The sequence below is a fragment of the Mesobacillus persicus genome, from assembly GCF_900109925.1.
In the GTDB taxonomy this organism is placed as follows: Bacteria; Bacillota; Bacilli; order Bacillales; family Cytobacillaceae; genus Mesobacillus_B; species Mesobacillus_B persicus.
In genome coordinates, this window is the sequence record NZ_FOBW01000013.1 from 32994 (window position 1) to 49002 (window position 16009).

At 36.8% G+C, this 16009-nt stretch carries 12 protein-coding genes and 3 tRNA genes; all 15 read left to right on the plus strand.

Translation table 11 applies throughout. From position 1 onward, the window contains the following. The first annotated feature begins 53 nt into the window (after window positions 1-53). The 15 genes from BMX30_RS16775 (at window position 54) to BMX30_RS16845 (ending at window position 15828) form a co-directional block, all read left to right on the plus strand. Entirely contained in the window at window positions 54-1346 is a 1293-nt protein-coding gene (locus BMX30_RS16775) for an adenylosuccinate synthase (RefSeq protein WP_090748382.1), read from the plus strand. A 449-nt stretch (window positions 1347-1795) separates the two neighbouring features. Further along, a tRNA-Lys gene (locus BMX30_RS16780) sits at window positions 1796-1871 on the plus strand. A gap of 30 nt (window positions 1872-1901) precedes the next feature. After that, window positions 1902-1973: transfer RNA gene (locus BMX30_RS16785), tRNA-Glu, on the plus strand. 190 nt (window positions 1974-2163) lie between these two features. Continuing rightward, a tRNA-Phe gene (locus tag BMX30_RS16790) sits at window positions 2164-2236 on the plus strand. A 592-nt stretch (window positions 2237-2828) separates the two neighbouring features. Further along, window positions 2829-4295 (plus strand): peptidoglycan DD-metalloendopeptidase family protein, encoded by a 1467-nt coding sequence (locus BMX30_RS16795; protein ID WP_090748385.1) that lies wholly within the window; start codon window positions 2829-2831, stop codon window positions 4293-4295. Window positions 4296-4558: 263 nt separating this feature from the next. Continuing rightward, window positions 4559-5269: a response regulator YycF gene (gene yycF / locus BMX30_RS16800; protein WP_090748388.1), complete on the plus strand. Its 711-nt coding sequence runs from the start codon at window positions 4559-4561 to the stop codon at window positions 5267-5269. A gap of 8 nt (window positions 5270-5277) precedes the next feature. Then, window positions 5278-7113: a cell wall metabolism sensor histidine kinase WalK gene (gene walK / locus BMX30_RS16805; protein ID WP_090748392.1), complete on the plus strand. Its 1836-nt coding sequence runs from the start codon at window positions 5278-5280 to the stop codon at window positions 7111-7113. Then, window positions 7110-8432 (plus strand): YycH family regulatory protein, encoded by a 1323-nt coding sequence (locus BMX30_RS16810; RefSeq protein WP_170843919.1) that lies wholly within the window; start codon window positions 7110-7112, stop codon window positions 8430-8432. The genes walK and BMX30_RS16810 overlap by 4 nt, the downstream gene beginning before the upstream one ends. Then, entirely contained in the window at window positions 8413-9213 is an 801-nt protein-coding gene (locus BMX30_RS16815; protein ID WP_090748399.1) for a two-component system regulatory protein YycI, read from the plus strand. The genes BMX30_RS16810 and BMX30_RS16815 overlap by 20 nt, the downstream gene beginning before the upstream one ends. A gap of 7 nt (window positions 9214-9220) precedes the next feature. Next, complete coding sequence (locus BMX30_RS16820; RefSeq protein WP_090748403.1) at window positions 9221-10015, plus strand: MBL fold metallo-hydrolase; 795 nt, start codon at window positions 9221-9223, stop codon at window positions 10013-10015. Between the two features lie 338 nt (window positions 10016-10353). Then, window positions 10354-11580: a S1C family serine protease gene (locus BMX30_RS16825; RefSeq protein ID WP_090748406.1), complete on the plus strand. Its 1227-nt coding sequence runs from the start codon at window positions 10354-10356 to the stop codon at window positions 11578-11580. A 201-nt stretch (window positions 11581-11781) separates the two neighbouring features. After that, window positions 11782-11961 (plus strand): CxxH/CxxC protein, encoded by a 180-nt coding sequence (locus BMX30_RS16830; RefSeq protein WP_425283775.1) that lies wholly within the window; start codon window positions 11782-11784, stop codon window positions 11959-11961. Window positions 11962-12052: 91 nt separating this feature from the next. Further along, on the plus strand, window positions 12053-12532 hold the full coding sequence (gene rlmH, locus BMX30_RS16835) for a 23S rRNA (pseudouridine(1915)-N(3))-methyltransferase RlmH (protein ID WP_090748409.1): 480 nt from the start codon (window positions 12053-12055) through the stop codon (window positions 12530-12532). Between the two features lie 94 nt (window positions 12533-12626). After that, window positions 12627-14267, plus strand: coding sequence for an RNA-binding domain-containing protein (locus BMX30_RS16840; protein ID WP_090748412.1), 1641 nt, complete (start codon window positions 12627-12629; stop codon window positions 14265-14267). A gap of 328 nt (window positions 14268-14595) precedes the next feature. Next, window positions 14596-15828: a Fic family protein gene (locus BMX30_RS16845; RefSeq protein ID WP_090748415.1), complete on the plus strand. Its 1233-nt coding sequence runs from the start codon at window positions 14596-14598 to the stop codon at window positions 15826-15828. Window positions 15829-16009: the final 181 nt, after the last annotated feature.

Sequence of the window (16009 nt, forward strand, 5' to 3'; positions counted from 1 at the left end):
GTTTGATTAGAAAAATTAACTTTTTACATAGAACATTTGGAGGTGCTTTCTGTATGTCATCAGTTGTTGTAGTCGGAACGCAATGGGGAGACGAAGGAAAAGGAAAAATCACCGATTTTTTATCTGAGAATGCTGAAGTCGTTGCTCGTTATCAAGGTGGCAATAATGCGGGCCATACGATTAAATTTAACGGTGAGACCTATAAGCTTCACCTCATTCCATCAGGAATTTTCTATCAAGATAAAATCTGTGTGATTGGGAACGGGATGGTCGTTGATCCGAAAGCGTTGGTACAAGAACTAGCTTACCTCCACGACAAAGGTGTTGCGACAGATAATTTAAGAATTAGTAATCGTGCGCATGTCATCTTACCTTACCACTTGAAACAAGATGAAGTGGAAGAGGCAAGAAAAGGCGATAATAAAATAGGAACGACGAAAAAGGGGATTGGTCCCGCTTATATGGATAAGGCAGCACGTGTTGGCATAAGGATCGCTGACCTTCTTGACCGTGAAGTATTTGAGGAGAAGCTAACTCGTAACCTTGAAGATAAAAATCGTTTATTTGAGCGCATGTATGAAACAGATGGATTTAAGATTGAAGATATTCTTAATGAATATTATGAATACGGTCAACAAATTGCTCCACTTGTTTGTGATACATCAGTTGTTTTAAATGACGCTTTAGATGACGGGCGCCGCGTTCTATTTGAAGGAGCTCAGGGAGTGATGCTTGATATTGATCAGGGTACTTATCCTTTTGTTACTTCTTCAAATCCAGTGGCTGGAGGAGTGACGATTGGTTCTGGCGTTGGGCCATCTAAAATCACTCATGTAGTCGGCGTGTGCAAAGCTTATACAACTAGAGTAGGGGATGGGCCATTTCCAACAGAACTAGATAATGAGATTGGGCATCAAATTCGTGAAGTAGGTCGCGAATATGGTACGACAACAGGAAGGGCACGCCGTGTCGGCTGGTTTGATAGCGTAGTCGTTCGACATGCACGTCGTGTAAGTGGCCTCACAGATCTGTCGCTCAATTCAATTGATGTTCTAACAGGAATTGAGACTTTAAAGATTTGTGTTGCGTATCAGCATAAAGGAAAAGTTATAGATGAATTTCCAGCTAGCCTAAAGGTTTTAGCGGAATGTGAACCTGTTTATGAGGAACTACCAGGTTGGAAAGAAGATATCACTTCTTGTAAAACTTTAGATGAGTTACCGGTGAATGCAAGGCATTATATTGAAAGAGTATCTCAATTGACTGGGATTCCATTATCAATCTTCTCTGTCGGCCCAGATCGAAACCAAACCAATATCGTTCGTAGCCCATGGAGACAGAATTAATAAGTAACTAACTAAAAACTCCCTTTTATGAGGGAGTTTTTGTTTTATTCAAATTGGGTGGGAAGCCGGAATATATGCACCATGAAACTGCTAGGAACAAAAAATATTAGGGTAAGATTGCAAAAGTTATGTTTCAAGAAAATAGTACAACAGATATTAAAACCTTAATGATATAAATTTTTTAGAAATAACTCAAAAAAAGATATACAAACGTTTTTCCCTATGATAATATAAAAAAGTCGTTTGTGAGCGGTGAGAAATTTGTCGAAACTTGTAAATGTAGTACCTAACATAGCAAGAGCCATTAGCTCAGTTGGTAGAGCAAGTTTCTAACTTCATTGAAAAGCATCTAGGAAACTTGCGAGGAAGACCGTAAGGTGTTTCGAGCAGCGCAGATGCGCTACCTAGTAAGACTTTTACAGAGCACCATGTAGTACCTAACATAGCAAGAGCCATTAGCTCAGTTGGTAGAGCATCTGACTTTTAATCAGAGGGTCGAAGGTTCGAGTCCTTCATGGCTCACCATTTCTTCACACTAGTATAATTTTTCATCATGGCCCCTTGGTCAAGCGGTTAAGACACCGCCCTTTCACGGCGGTAACACGGGTTCGAATCCCGTAGGGGTCATTATACATAATTTACATAAAACGCATGGGTAAGACTGTTTAGAACACTCAGTAGTTGAGTCGGTCGTGCACAACCGAATAAGCTACTTTGAAATACACCAGCGTACCAGCCAATCGCTGCATGAACATAACACTTAAGGCTGGGACGTAGGACTTAAAACAAGGATTAAGCGAAACTAAATACTATTTATGGCTCAGTAGCTCAGTCGGTAGAGCAATGGACTGAAAATCCATGTGTCGGCGGTTCGATTCCGTCCTGAGCCATCAAAAAAGGGAGCGTGTATACATTACACGTTCCTTTTTTTATTTTTTATAAAGAGTAATGCTGTTTTTGCTAACCGTTGATTGAAGAGGAAGGCGCTTGACTCCTGCGGGAGCAGCGGGACAGGTGAGACCCCGCAGGAGTGCAGCGACGAGGAGGCTCACCGCACGCCCCGCGGAAAGCAAGCGCCTGGAGCGGAAATCAACATACTTGTCTAACAGAGCCTTATTTTTAAATGACCTTATATTACAAAACTGTAACAAACAGCATAATATAATTATTCTCATTATATAAATGGTGGATATGGATAGAGAGAGGAGGTTACAGCAGATCGTAATATATGCGATTCCTTTATATTACTGGTTTTTTCGACAATAAGAGGGTAATAAGACCCAGAGTCTTTCACAAAAAGATTACCAATTGATTTACAAATAATGTAGTAAAATGTCAGTTATTATACATTTTTGTTACATTATAAATTCAACTAATCTTTTTAAAACCAAATGTGGTAACCTATAGAAGGTTAATCTAAAAAATTATGATTCTATTGGTACTAGTCTTAGTTGTTTTTTTTTGTACCTGCAGGAGGATAACATGAGAAAGATGAGAAATATTTTGTCTGGTTTTACTACTAAACTTAAGCCGGCAATTAATAAATCAATCGTATCAGTATTGACCGTTTCTGCGCTTACATTTGGAACGGGTCATTTAATAGCAGCTGCAAATTCACAGTTAACGACTTTCTACCATCTATACATACAAAATGAGTATATTGGAAAAGTAAAGGATATTGCAGAAGTAGAATTGTTCCTTGAACAGAAGGTTGAGTCAATGGAAGATCAGTATCAAGGTGTTGAATTAGAATTAGGAGAGGATTTCTCCTATATCCCGGAACAAGCTTTTCAATCTAGCTATCAAGCAGACCTTGACAGAATACTAGATATCCTTGATACAAAAGTTAATCTTGTGGCAAATGCTTACGCCCTAGTTATTGATGGTAATGAAGTTGCTTATGTTCCGGATGAAGAATCCGCAGCGAATGTGCTTAAGGAGCTAAAGCTAGATTATGTAACGGAAGATCAGCTTGCTGAAGTAGATGCCAGACAAGATGATTCTAATCAATCTATACCACAAGTAACAGAAGATCAAACTTCTATTATAGTAGACGTTAATTTATCAGAAGAAGTTTCAATAACTGAAGTAGAAATTAATCCAGAAGATATTTTATCTATTGAAGAAGCAGTTAAACTCTTCAAAAAGGGAACGTTAGAAGAGAAGAAGTATAAAGTCCAACCCGGGGATGTTCTTGGAACGATAGCAGACTCTCATGACTTACAGTTGGACCAGCTTATGTCATTAAATCCTGGTTTCAATGAGAACACAGTCCTAAAGCCTGATATGGAGTTAAATGTTACATATCAGAAGCCATTGGCTGTAGTTCAAGTCGACAAACAAGGTTATCGAACAGAAGTAGTCCCATTCGATAGAGAAGTGATCTCTGATGACACAATGTTTAAAGGGGATACTAAAGTTAAGCAAGAAGGTAAACAAGGACTAAAAGGTGTAACCTATTCTGTAACTGAAGAAAATGGAGTTATTGTTGAACAGGAAACATTAGCAACAGAGGTCATTGAAGAGCCTGTTAAAGAAATCATCATCAAAGGTACTAAAGTTGTGCCGTCCCGTGGAACAGGTAGCTTCGTTTGGCCAACTAACGGAGGTTATGTTTCAAGCAATATGGGATATCGTTGGGGAAGAATGCATAAAGGCATGGATATAGCTAGGCCGAGTGAACCTACCATTAAAGCAGTAGACAATGGTGTAGTCGTGTCGGCTGGTTATGATAATGGTGGATATGGAAACAAGGTAGTGATTGATCATCAAAATGGCTATCGCACAGTTTATGCACATCTTGCTTCCATTTCGGTAAGTCCTGGACAAACAGTACCTAGAGGATCGAAAATTGGTGTGATGGGATCAACCGGTGACTCTACGGGTGTCCATCTTCATATCGAAGTATTAAGGAATGGACAACATATTGATCCAAGATCCGCATTTTAGATAATATCATATAGGAAAAGTCTCTAGATATCACTAGAGGCTTTTTCATTTTAAGGATTGATTATGTTCTAGCAATTGCTTAGATTTTTTAGGCTGATTGTTCTTAGAAATGTTTACATTCCCAAAGAAGATATCAAAGGTAGATAACAGAATAATTTTGTTTTTCCTTCTAATACAGTAAAATAGGTTAAATAGAACCTTTTTGAAAGATTAGGTAGAATGATTAAAACTAGAACATTTTACGGACGAAAAGGAGATTGATTATGGAGAAAAAAATTCTCGTTGTTGATGATGAAAAGCCGATTGCGGATATATTACAGTTTAACTTAAAAAAAGAGGGCTATGAAGTCCACTGTGCCTATGATGGAAACACTGCGGTTGAAATGGTAGATGAAATTCAACCTGACATTATCTTATTAGATATCATGCTTCCTTTAAAAGATGGCATGGAAGTATGCCGGGAAATACGGAAGAAATATGATATGCCGATTATTATGTTGACTGCTAAAGATTCTGAAATTGACAAGGTGCTTGGTTTAGAATTAGGAGCGGATGATTACGTAACAAAGCCATTTAGTACAAGAGAATTAATTGCCCGTGTAAAGGCCAATTTACGTCGGCATCAGAATAATGCATCACGGGTTGAAGAAGAAGAAGAGTCCAATGAAATATCAGTTGGTTCGTTAACAATCCATCCTGATGCTTATGTGGTGTCAAAGCGAGGCGCAACGATTGAACTGACTCATCGTGAATTTGAGTTGCTTCATTACCTAGCGAAACATATTGGACAAGTCATGACTAGAGAGCATTTACTTCAGACGGTTTGGGGATATGACTACTATGGTGATGTAAGAACGGTAGATGTTACAGTTAGACGTCTTCGGGAAAAAATTGAAGATAACCCGAGTCACCCTACATGGATTGTCACTCGTAGGGGAGTCGGCTATTATTTAAGAAACTCTGAACAGGAGTAATAGAGTAAATGAAAAAGGTTGGTTTCTTTCGCTCTATTCACCTTAAGTTTGTCATTATTTATGTACTTCTGATTATGATTGCAATGCAAATTATTGGTGTTTACTTTGTGAAAACACTTGAAGATACCCTAATGACCAATTTCCAAAATTCTCTCAAACAGCGAGTCAATATGCTCGTTTTTGATATTGAAGAAGAGATGGTCAAGGAACGTGGGAAAGAGGATGCTACTAGGGAAGAGGCAATTAGACAAGTATTACGTGAATATAAAACCACGGATATTTCTGAGATAAGGGTAATCGATGGGGGAAGCTTCAGAATCATCGGTACATCGGACCAGAGTAAACAAGGAATAGTTGGCCAAAGGACTCCTGAACTGAAAATTAAACGATCAATCGCTCTGGATCGGGATGAGGGGAGTATTCAGCTAGACACACAGACAGGAAGTAAAGTCAGCAGAGTCTGGGTCCAGTCTACACCCATCCGGTCAAAGGGAGAGGTGATTGGGGCTGTTTATTTAGTCGCTAAGGTTGAAAATATATTTACCCAAATGAAAGATATTAATAAAATTCTCTTCACTGGAACGGCTATTGCTTTAATTTTCACCGCACTTCTTGGAATTCTACTGGCGAGAACCATTACTAGACCGATAGCAGATATGAAAAAACAAGCGTTAGTAATGACTAGAGGGAATTTCTCTAGAAAGGTAAAAATTTACGATAACGATGAGATTGGTCAACTCGCGATGACATTTAATGATCTAACGAAGAAGCTCCAAGAAGCAACGGCGACAACAGAAGGGGAAAAGCGGAAACTTAGCTCAGTCATTTCAAATATGACTGACGGGGTAATTGCTACCGATCGTAAAGGGAGAATTATTTTAATCAATGAGCCGGCAGCAAAAATGCTTGATGTTTCACGTGAAACAGTGTTATCAAATTCAATAGTTTCGGTTCTTGGAGTTGAGGACGACTATAGCTTTGATGACTTGTTGCTTGAGCAGGAATCAGTCATTCTGGACTTTAGCACAAAGAATAAACGTTTAATATTAAGGGCTAATTTCTCTGTTATCCAAAAGGATAGTGGTTTTGTTAATGGCCTGATTACGGTATTACATGATATTACGGAACAGGAGAAAATTGAAATGGAGCGGCGCGAGTTTGTTGCAAATGTTTCGCACGAGCTACGGACTCCATTAACAACCATGCGAAGCTATTTAGAAGCACTAGCTGATGGGGCATGGCAGGATAAAGAAATTGCGCCGAACTTCTTACAAACGACTCGGACAGAAACAGAGAGAATGATTAGGCTAGTCAATGACTTGTTACAGCTTTCTAAAATGGATCGAACGGACTACCGCCTTTCTAAGGAATGGATTGATTTCTCGATTTATTTTAACCGAATCATTGATCGGTTTGAATTCACAAAAAACCAGAATGTCACCTTTGAAAGGGAAATTCCTAGTAATTCTATTTTTGTTGAGATTGATGAAGATAAAACAACACAAGTGTTGGATAATATCATTTCAAACGCTATGAAATACTCTCCAGAAGGTGGCCACATTACTTTTAAACTGAAGGAAGAGGATACGAAGATCGTTGTTAGTGTGTCGGATGAAGGTGTTGGAATCCCAAAAGACAATGTGAAGAAAATCTTTGACCGCTTTTATCGAGTAGATAAAGCAAGAACACGTAAGCTTGGAGGTACAGGACTAGGGCTTGCCATTGCGAAGGAAATGGTTCAGGCGCATGGAGGAGACATTTGGGCAGAAAGTGTGGAAGGAAAGGGAACAACCATCTTTTTCACTCTTCCTTATGATCGAACGGCAGAGGATGAATGGTCATGAATTATGAAAAAGTGAAAACAGGATTGCTAGTTTTTTTAATTGTTCTTAGTGGGGTACTAACTTGGAATATTTGGACCTTTCAACCAAGATATGAAGTAATGGAAAATGAAAAACCAGTGAATGTAGCTTTGGGATTGAAGCAAGAAGTGAAGAAAATTGTTCAGCCGGACCAAATTGTCTTTCATACGGCAGGAAAACACCTTGGTACGAATGATGATTCAGAAATTAATAAAATTGTTACGATGATAAGCCAATGGAAATATTACGATGTGATAAATGATTCTAACCGCAGCTTTGAAATAAACCAATCACTTACTAAGGGACGTTATACCGAACTGATTTTTCCAGATGAAGTCCCGATAGAGCTTTATAAAAAAGTCCTAAACTTTGAAGACCAGGATCTACCTAAATTTGAGTTTGACCGAATTATAATTGATGAACTAGCAAATGAGGGAAAAGAGGGTTCCGTTTATTTTTATTCTACAAAAAACCAACAAGCTTATTTAAGCCATGTAAGCTTGGCATCCATTAATGAATTTTCTGAGGAATATGAAGAGAGAGTTGAAGATTTTAAACCTTTTTTTTCACATGAGTTGGCCAATGGTACGATGATTTATTTGCCTGTGCAAGAGATGGAGATGTTAAATTACACCTATTATCGGAATCCAATAGAACCTGAGGAATTAAAGAAGGCCCTCTTTAGGGATCCAAGCTTTGTTCAAAGAAGTTTTGTCACTGATGGGGAAGAATACACAGATGAAGCGAGTAAAATGACGGTTAATAACAATACCAATATGATCACTTATGTTAATCCTTTTAGAGAAAGTGAGTCTGTTGTGGGTACGGAGAATATCATCCAAAAAGGAATCGAGTTTATTAATGGTCATAGTGGTTGGACGGATAATTATCGATATGCGTTTAAGGATGATTTTAATCAACAAGTGGTCTTCCGTATGTACAGTGATGAAGGGTATCCAATCTTTAATCAGGTTGGTTTATCTGAAATCTATCAAGAGTGGAGTCAATCAGAGATTAAACGATTCGTTCGGCCAAGCTTTCAGCTAGAGTTACCAATCAATCCAGAAATGAGATTAGTGACTATGCCTTCAGGGAACGAAATCATCGAGGTGTTAAATTCAAAAGAGGAGTTAGATAAAGAACTTCTTGAGGATGTATCGCTCGGGTATTATATGTTAAAAGATAGCCAAGATTCTTCTATTATTACCTTGAGACCAGGATGGTTTTATCAATACGATGGGATATGGTTTGAGCTGATTCTAAATGAGAGGGTGATAATGAATGGATTGGAGTCGGATTAAAACCATCTTTATCATCAGCTTCCTGCTCCTAGATATTTATCTCGTTTTTCAATTTATGAATACGCGTAGTGAAGCAAATTATGAAGTCATTGAAGAAGCCTCTATTGAAGAAAAGCTAAAGAATGATGATATAAAGTATAATAATGAGGCTTCACAACAACTAGAAAAAGAGAGATATATTAGCGTGAAGCCTAAAGTTTTTACTCAAGCAGACTTATCGGCAAATCAAGCACTTAAGATTTCTAATAATATTGATGGAACGACGATTATTGGACAGTTAGAAGAGCCTATTAAAATAGGAGCTGAGTTCAATCCGGATGAATTAATCCTCGCTGTAAAAGGGATCGTTCAATCAGGGGAAAAATACCGATTTTGGAAAAAGGACGATTTAGAAGGAACCATCACTTTTTATCAACTTTATGAAGGGAAAATGTTGTATAATAACTTGAATGGGAAGCTCACCTTTTATCTAAATGATAAAAATGAAGTCGTCTCCTATGAACAGACCTATTCAGAAGAGATTGAAAAGCTATCAAATGAGCAAGAAATACTTACTAAGTTGGGGGCAATCGAAACTCTTTATAAAAAGGGCTTATTAAAGCCGAAGAGCGAGATTACCAAGGTAGAGTTAGGATATTCTACACTAGTACAATTAGCAGCATCACAAGTATTAGCTCCGACTTGGAGAGTTGTTGTTAATGGGGAAGAAAATCTATTTGTCCATGCATTTGAAGGACAAGTTATTCAGTTCAATCAAGACGAAAATAATATAACGGAGTGAAATAGATATGACTTTGCATTTTAGTGTTCTCGCAAGCGGGAGTACGGGAAATGCGATCTATGTGGAGACGGAGGACCAGAGATTCTTGGTGGATGCTGGGTTAAGCGGCAAGCAAATGGACGCTTTATTCACGCAAGTTGGCCGTGATATGAAGAACCTCTCAGGTTTACTAGTTACGCATGAACACAGCGATCATATTAAAGGAATAGGGATCGTTGCCCGTAAATATAAGTTACCAATCTATGCGAATGAAAAGACATGGAAAGCGATGGATGGGTTAATTGGGGAAGTACCACTTGAACAGAAGTTCACGTTTGATATGGAAACGGTCAAAAGCTTTGGTTCTCTAGATATTGAATCATTTGGGGTTTCACATGATGCAGCCGAACCAATGTTTTATGTTTTTCACCATGAAGGGAAAAAGCTAGCTCTTATTACCGATACAGGTTATGTAAGTGACCGGATGAAGGGGATCATCTCAAATGCGGATGTTTATGTATTTGAGAGCAATCATGATGTCCAAATGTTAAGAATGGGCCGTTATCCCTGGAATATTAAGCGACGGATTCTAGGTGATTATGGGCATGTGTCAAATGAAGATGCAGCCATCGCCATGAGTGAAGTCGTTGGTGATAAAACCAAACAGATCTATTTAGCTCATCTTAGTGCTGATAATAATATGAAGGACCTTGCGAAAATGTCTGTATCTCAGACACTTGAGGGACGAGGGATCCGAACAGGTGAACAATTTGAACTCTTCGATACTGATCCGAAAAAACCAACGGCTTTAACAGCTGTTTAGAATTGGCAGCTGTGAATAGAAACTGGTGGAATGTGGTCAGAAATGGCGTTCATTCCTTTTTTTTAGGCTATGTTAAAGGACATTGGTGATGTTGCTCACCGTTGGTTAGAGTATCTGGAGTGGAAACCATCATGCTAGTTTAAGAGAGCTTTCTTAAGGGTAGTAAAATGAACACCAACTTAATTCTAGTATGAAAAAACCACGTTACACTGTGATGAGGCTTTTTGTTACGCAATTTGACGAAACCTAAAAATTAAAATTAACGTAATCTCAGGTTATAATGGTTATAGGAAAATAATGAATTTTATCTTCATACGCTTTGTGAAAGGAAGGATATCATGGGCTATTATGATGAAGACCAACAAACTCGCTATCAGCAGCAAAAACGAGGGAAAGGCGGCTCTCTTTTCTCAAGTCTAGCTGGGGCCGTAATAGGTGGGCTAATTGTTATATTTAGTGTACCAACTCTTGCAGAGTTTGGAGCGCTTCCTTATGACGTAGCGCCTAAAAATGCCGTTGAACATGTAGTAGAAAGTGATGAAAATAAAAATGTGTCAGTTAATGTTTTAACAGGAATCACGGAAGCGGTTGAAAAAACAGGCGAAGCAGTGGTTGGCATTACAAATATTCAGTCTGGACGAAGTGGGTTCTGGTTTGAAACCAGTCAAAATCAAGAAGCTGGTACGGGCTCTGGCGTCATCTACAAGGTAAGTGGTGACAAAGCTTATATTGTTTCTAATTATCATGTGGTTGAAGGGGCATCCGAGCTTGAAGTAACCTTTAGTGACGGAAAAAAAGTACCAGCAACCCTTGTAGGCGGAGACCAATGGACAGATTTAGCAGTCTTAGAGATTGAATCTGAACAGGTAAAAACAGTAGCAGAGTTCGGTGACTCCGATCAGTTGCAAATCGGTGAACCAGCAATTGCGATTGGAAATCCCCTAGGGTTAACATTCTCCGGGTCTGTAACACAAGGAATTATCTCTGGCCTGGAACGTGCTATACCAGTTGATATTAATCAGGACGGGGTACCAGATTGGCAGGCGGAGGTCCTTCAGACGGATGCAGCCATTAATCCAGGAAACAGTGGTGGAGCTTTAGTTAATATTGATGGACAGGTGATTGGGATCAATTCAATGAAAATTGCCCAATCTTCAGTTGAAGGAATTGGCTTAGCGATTCCAATTAACTATGCTGTACCGGTTATTGAGGACTTGGAGCAATATGGAGAAGTCAAGCGACCATATATGGGGGTTAGCTTGAGTTCCGTTAACGAAATCCCTGTACGTTATCAACAGTCTACTTTGAAACTACCTGAGGATATTAATTTTGGTGTGGCAATATTAGAAATCGTTCCAAACTCACCAGCAGCAGAAGCAGGATTAAAGGAATATGATGTAGTTGTTGAAATGGATGGAGTTCAAATTAAGGATGCCGTAGACTTACGCAAGCATTTATATAATGAAAAAGATGCTGGCCAGGAGTTAAAAGTTAAGTTCTATCGTGATGGCAAGCTTCAGGAAACGACTTTGATGCTTGTGGAGGAAAATTTGGAAGTGAATTAAACAGGAATCAGTATTTGACAGTGGGCTATTTGCTTACTGTCTTTTTTATGTCGTTCTGTTAAAAGGGATTATTGGATGGACTCATTGAAGTTAAAGGGATACTAATGCCTGGAGCGTAAATCAACACATAATAAAAATAAAATCTTTCATTGTATGCTAAAATGGTCTGTGGATAAATTAATAAGGAAAGAAAATGGTCAGATGAATGGAGATGAAAGTGTGATTTATTGCTGTACAGAACATGTAGATATGGCATTAGATGATGTTGTGGATGAACATGAGGTAGCTCCAAAGCTTGAGAAGTTAGAAAGTGTGGAAAACTCAAGCGGAACCTGTGGATACTGTGGAAAACCTGCTGTATATATGGTAGGGAACGAATGATCTGCCTACTAAATACAGTTAATGCTGTTGATATGTGGATAACTTCTGTGGATATGTTGTTTGTAAACTGTTTGTAAAGTGGGGATGGCCTGTGCATATCTCAATTGTGACGGTTGGGAAATTAAAAGAAAAGTACTTGAAACTAGGGATAGAGGAATATGTAAAACGACTAAATAGCTATGCGAAAATTGATTTAATTGAGGTAGCAGACGAAAAAGCACCCGAAGAATTAAGCGAAATAGAAATGGAGCAAGTGAAGCAAAAAGAAGGCGAGCGCATATTAGCAAAAATCAACCAGGATACATATGTGATTGCTCTTGCAATTAATGGGAGATTGAAATCATCAGAAGAACTCGCTGAGACCCTCGATAAATTGGCCACCTACGGGAAGAGCAAGGTGGCCTTTATTATCGGTGGATCGCTTGGGTTAAGTAATGATGTATTAAAGCGGGCGGATGAGCAGTTGAGTTTTTCAAAGATGACCTTTCCACATCAACTGATGAAGTTGATTCTTGTAGAGCAAGTTTATCGAGCTTTTCGGATTAACCGTGGTGAACCGTATCATAAGTAAATGAGGTTTTTTAGTAGTTGTTTTATAACCATATCTTTCCGTTTTGTCTTCTGAACTTGATATAATGTATATATCAAGTTAGGAGGTGTATTTTATGGACATTAAAGAGGTAATTAAACAGGGTGAAACTAAGTATGTAGAGTTTAAAAGTTGGGTGAAAGCAAACAAAAAAGAACTCATGAATATCTTAACAAATGAGGCTGTCGGATTTGCTAATTCAGATGGTGGTATTATTTTAGTCGGAGTTGAAGATGATGGGGAAATTACCGGATGTGATGACTATGATGAACAGGGTATCATTGAGAGCATTTATGATAAGACGATACCGAAGCTGTTTACTGATATTGATGTAATAAAGATTGCTAATAAAGATATCATAAAAATATCCATTCAAAAATCACATGAAATTGTAGCTACTTCAAAAGGCGTTGTATTTAAAAGATTAGGGAAAAATACAAAGCCATTTTATCCATCAGAATACACCTCAAATAGTATAAAAGGATTTAAAGGAGACTACTCCGCAAAAATTATCGAACCTGCTACCAATGATGATATAGATTTTACTGAAGTAGAGCGCTTAAAGTTAAAAATACAATCTCGTGATAAAGATTCTACTTTATACCAATCAGACAATATCACTTTCTTAAAGGACTTACGATTGATAGATATTATTGGTGATGAAATTCAGTTAACAGTGGCAGGTTTATTATTTGTTGGAACTAAAGAGGCAATTACTAGGTATTTACCACAATCTGAGATAATTATTCTTACATATAATGAAGGGCAAACTGAATACCATAAGCGTTTAGAGCTCAAAGTTCCATTAGTCCAGGCAGTAGATAGGATTCAACAATTTTTTGAAGATAGAAATGGAATACAGAACATTCAAATGGGACTATTCAAATTGGAAATTCAAGATTATCCTATTAATGTTTTCCAAGAAGCTCTTTTAAATGCAATTTCACATCGTGATTATGAGAGCACTTCTTCAATATTTGTTAAGTTTTATCCGAATGAAATAATTATTGAAAATCCTGGCTCGTTCCCGTCTGGGGTAGATAGTACAAATATTATTACACATCCTTCTTCACCGAGAAATAAGTTAATTGCTGAAACGCTCCAAAAACTGAGATACGTTCAACGTTCCGGACAAGGAGTAGATATCATATTTAAAGATATGCTGTCTTTAGGAAAGTCAGCTCCAGAATATAATTTATATTCTGAGGCAGTAAGTTTGACTTTAAGAAGCAGTTTAGAGGACATAGAATTTCTAAAGTTTATTACTAAAGAAGAAGAAACTAACGGTGAGTTTTCAGTTTCGGAAATCTGTATATTAAAATACATTAAATCTAATAAAACCATTACTCTAGGCAAGGCTGCCGAGGTGGCTCAAATAACAACTCAATCAGCAGCAAATGTGTTAAACAAACTTTGTAAAAAGAGAAATATTCTACAAAGGGAAGCAAGAAATAAATATATGTTTACCCATCGAGTATACGAAAGTTTTAATGCCAATATTGAATATACAAAAGATAAAGACTTTGATGAAATTCAAGCTAACGTAATGATTTTGGACTACTTATCTAAAAACGAATATATAACCCGTAAAGAAGTTGAGAGGCTTTGTGGATTTTCACCAGCTACAAGTAAAAGAATACTAAAGGATTTAAGGGAACAGGAAAGAATAATTTTAGAAGGTCAAAATAAATCCAGTAAATATAAATTAAAAAAATGAGCCGCAAATGAGCCGCAAATGAGCCGCAAATGAGCCGCAAATGACTAAATAAAAGATGGAAAACCTCATTTAGACATGTCACGGTGAACCTTACCATAAGTAAGTGAGGTTTTTAAATAAGGAAAAGGAGGTTTGAGCCTAACACATATATGTTCGGTTCAAGCCTTTTATTATTTCAAAAAGAATAAAAGTTTAAATTATATAGTGAATAACTTCAGAATGTAGACATGTAAATTAAAAAATATAGTTTTTTTAAGTTTTAAATCATCTTGTTTGACTATATAATTTAAAAAAAGGCAATAATTTAAATTAAGGTAGGTGATCTGGTATGGAATATGAGAAATTATCTAAGGTTTTTTATAAAAAGGGAAAAGAATATTATGAAAATGAAATTGAGAAAAGAAAAAGTAGTTACGGTAGTTATTTAACAAACTTAACTATTAGAAGTTTTAGAAAAGGACAAATAATTAATGAATCCTACCAATTATTTTATGTGAATACTCATCAATTGATGTCTCTAAATAACAAAGTGTTAATCAATAGTTCAAAGATATCTTCACTTATTAGTAGGCTCCCCAAGTTCGTGGTAGAGCCATATTTCCATAAACTAATTGTGAACGAAGCACAAAGTAATAATGAAATAGAAGGTATACGTAGTACTAAAAAGGAATTAAAAGAAGTATTGGGAGATGTAATGAAATCTGAAAAAAAACAAAAACGTTTTAAAGGATTAATGAAGACATATTTGTTTATTGATCAAATTAAACCTTTTACGGAAATATCAGATTTCAGAAAGCTATTTGATGATTTAGTCTCAGATGAGATAGATAGGGAAGATGCGCCTGACGGTGAATTATTTAGAAAAGGTTATGTAGAGATAAATGATGGATCAAATACAACTCATATAGGCGTAAGTTCCGAAGTGAAAATTATTGAATCACTAAACGCATTAGTCAACTTTCTCGATGATGAAGAGCATTCAGAATTGTACCGCTATATGGTGGCACATTACTATTATGAATACATACATCCTTTCTATGATGGAAACGGTAGAACAGGGCGTTTATTAGTTTGTAGTTATTTATCTAGATATTTAGAGAGATATTCTTCAATTACTTTTTCTTATGCAGTGAATAAGAACAAATCAAAGTATTATAAAGCTCTTGAAGAAATACCTACTCCTTTAAATAAAGGAGAAGTGACCTTTTATTTGATGGATATGCTAGAATTGCTTTTGTCAGGGCAAGAAGGGATTATTGAAGATTTAGAAATAAATTTGTCCAAAATAGAACGAATTAAAGAATCTTTTAAAAGTGAAATCTGGCATGAACGAATGGAAGAATCCGATTTATTAAGGATAATGACATATTTAAGTGTATTTGTTAATGAAGAAATCAATTTTTCTGTAATTAGGTTGATGGAACTTTCTAATAAGTCAAGATATAAAGTAAATCATATAATGAGTAAATTAGAAGATGATGGCTATGTTAATTTGGTAAGCCAAAGACCGAAGGAATATAAAGTATCTGATGAATTTTTAGAAAACATCTTAATTTCTTAAAATCATTAATAGACAGTTGAGGGTAAAACTTTTTACTTGGCTTGCTTAAATTTAGCAGATTAGATGGAAAAAAAACTACGAAAGAATAAATGCAGTTTTTGAATTTTAAGCATTAAGCATTAAACATTAAGCATTAAGCATTAAAACTAGAAAACCCTCATTTAGATTCACAAGGCTGAAC

Bases quoted from the DNA above. Each gene is read 5' to 3' on its own strand.
- BMX30_RS16775 (WP_090748382.1), top strand. From the start codon at position 54: ATGTCATCAGTTGTTGTAGTCGGAACGCAATGGGGAGACGAAGGAAAA.
- BMX30_RS16815 (WP_090748399.1), top strand. From the start codon at position 8,413: ATGGATTGGAGTCGGATTAAAACCATCTTTATCATCAGCTTCCTGCTC.
- yycF (WP_090748388.1), top strand. From the start codon at position 4,559: ATGGAGAAAAAAATTCTCGTTGTTGATGATGAAAAGCCGATTGCGGAT.
- BMX30_RS16820 (WP_090748403.1), top strand. From the start codon at position 9,221: ATGACTTTGCATTTTAGTGTTCTCGCAAGCGGGAGTACGGGAAATGCG.
- BMX30_RS16810 (WP_170843919.1), top strand. From the start codon at position 7,110: ATGAATTATGAAAAAGTGAAAACAGGATTGCTAGTTTTTTTAATTGTT.
- BMX30_RS16825 (WP_090748406.1), top strand. From the start codon at position 10,354: ATGGGCTATTATGATGAAGACCAACAAACTCGCTATCAGCAGCAAAAA.
- walK (WP_090748392.1), top strand. From the start codon at position 5,278: ATGAAAAAGGTTGGTTTCTTTCGCTCTATTCACCTTAAGTTTGTCATT.
- BMX30_RS16795 (WP_090748385.1), top strand. From the start codon at position 2,829: ATGAGAAAGATGAGAAATATTTTGTCTGGTTTTACTACTAAACTTAAG.
- BMX30_RS16830 (WP_425283775.1), top strand. From the start codon at position 11,782: ATGAATGGAGATGAAAGTGTGATTTATTGCTGTACAGAACATGTAGAT.
- BMX30_RS16845 (WP_090748415.1), top strand. From the start codon at position 14,596: ATGGAATATGAGAAATTATCTAAGGTTTTTTATAAAAAGGGAAAAGAA.
- BMX30_RS16840 (WP_090748412.1), top strand. From the start codon at position 12,627: ATGGACATTAAAGAGGTAATTAAACAGGGTGAAACTAAGTATGTAGAG.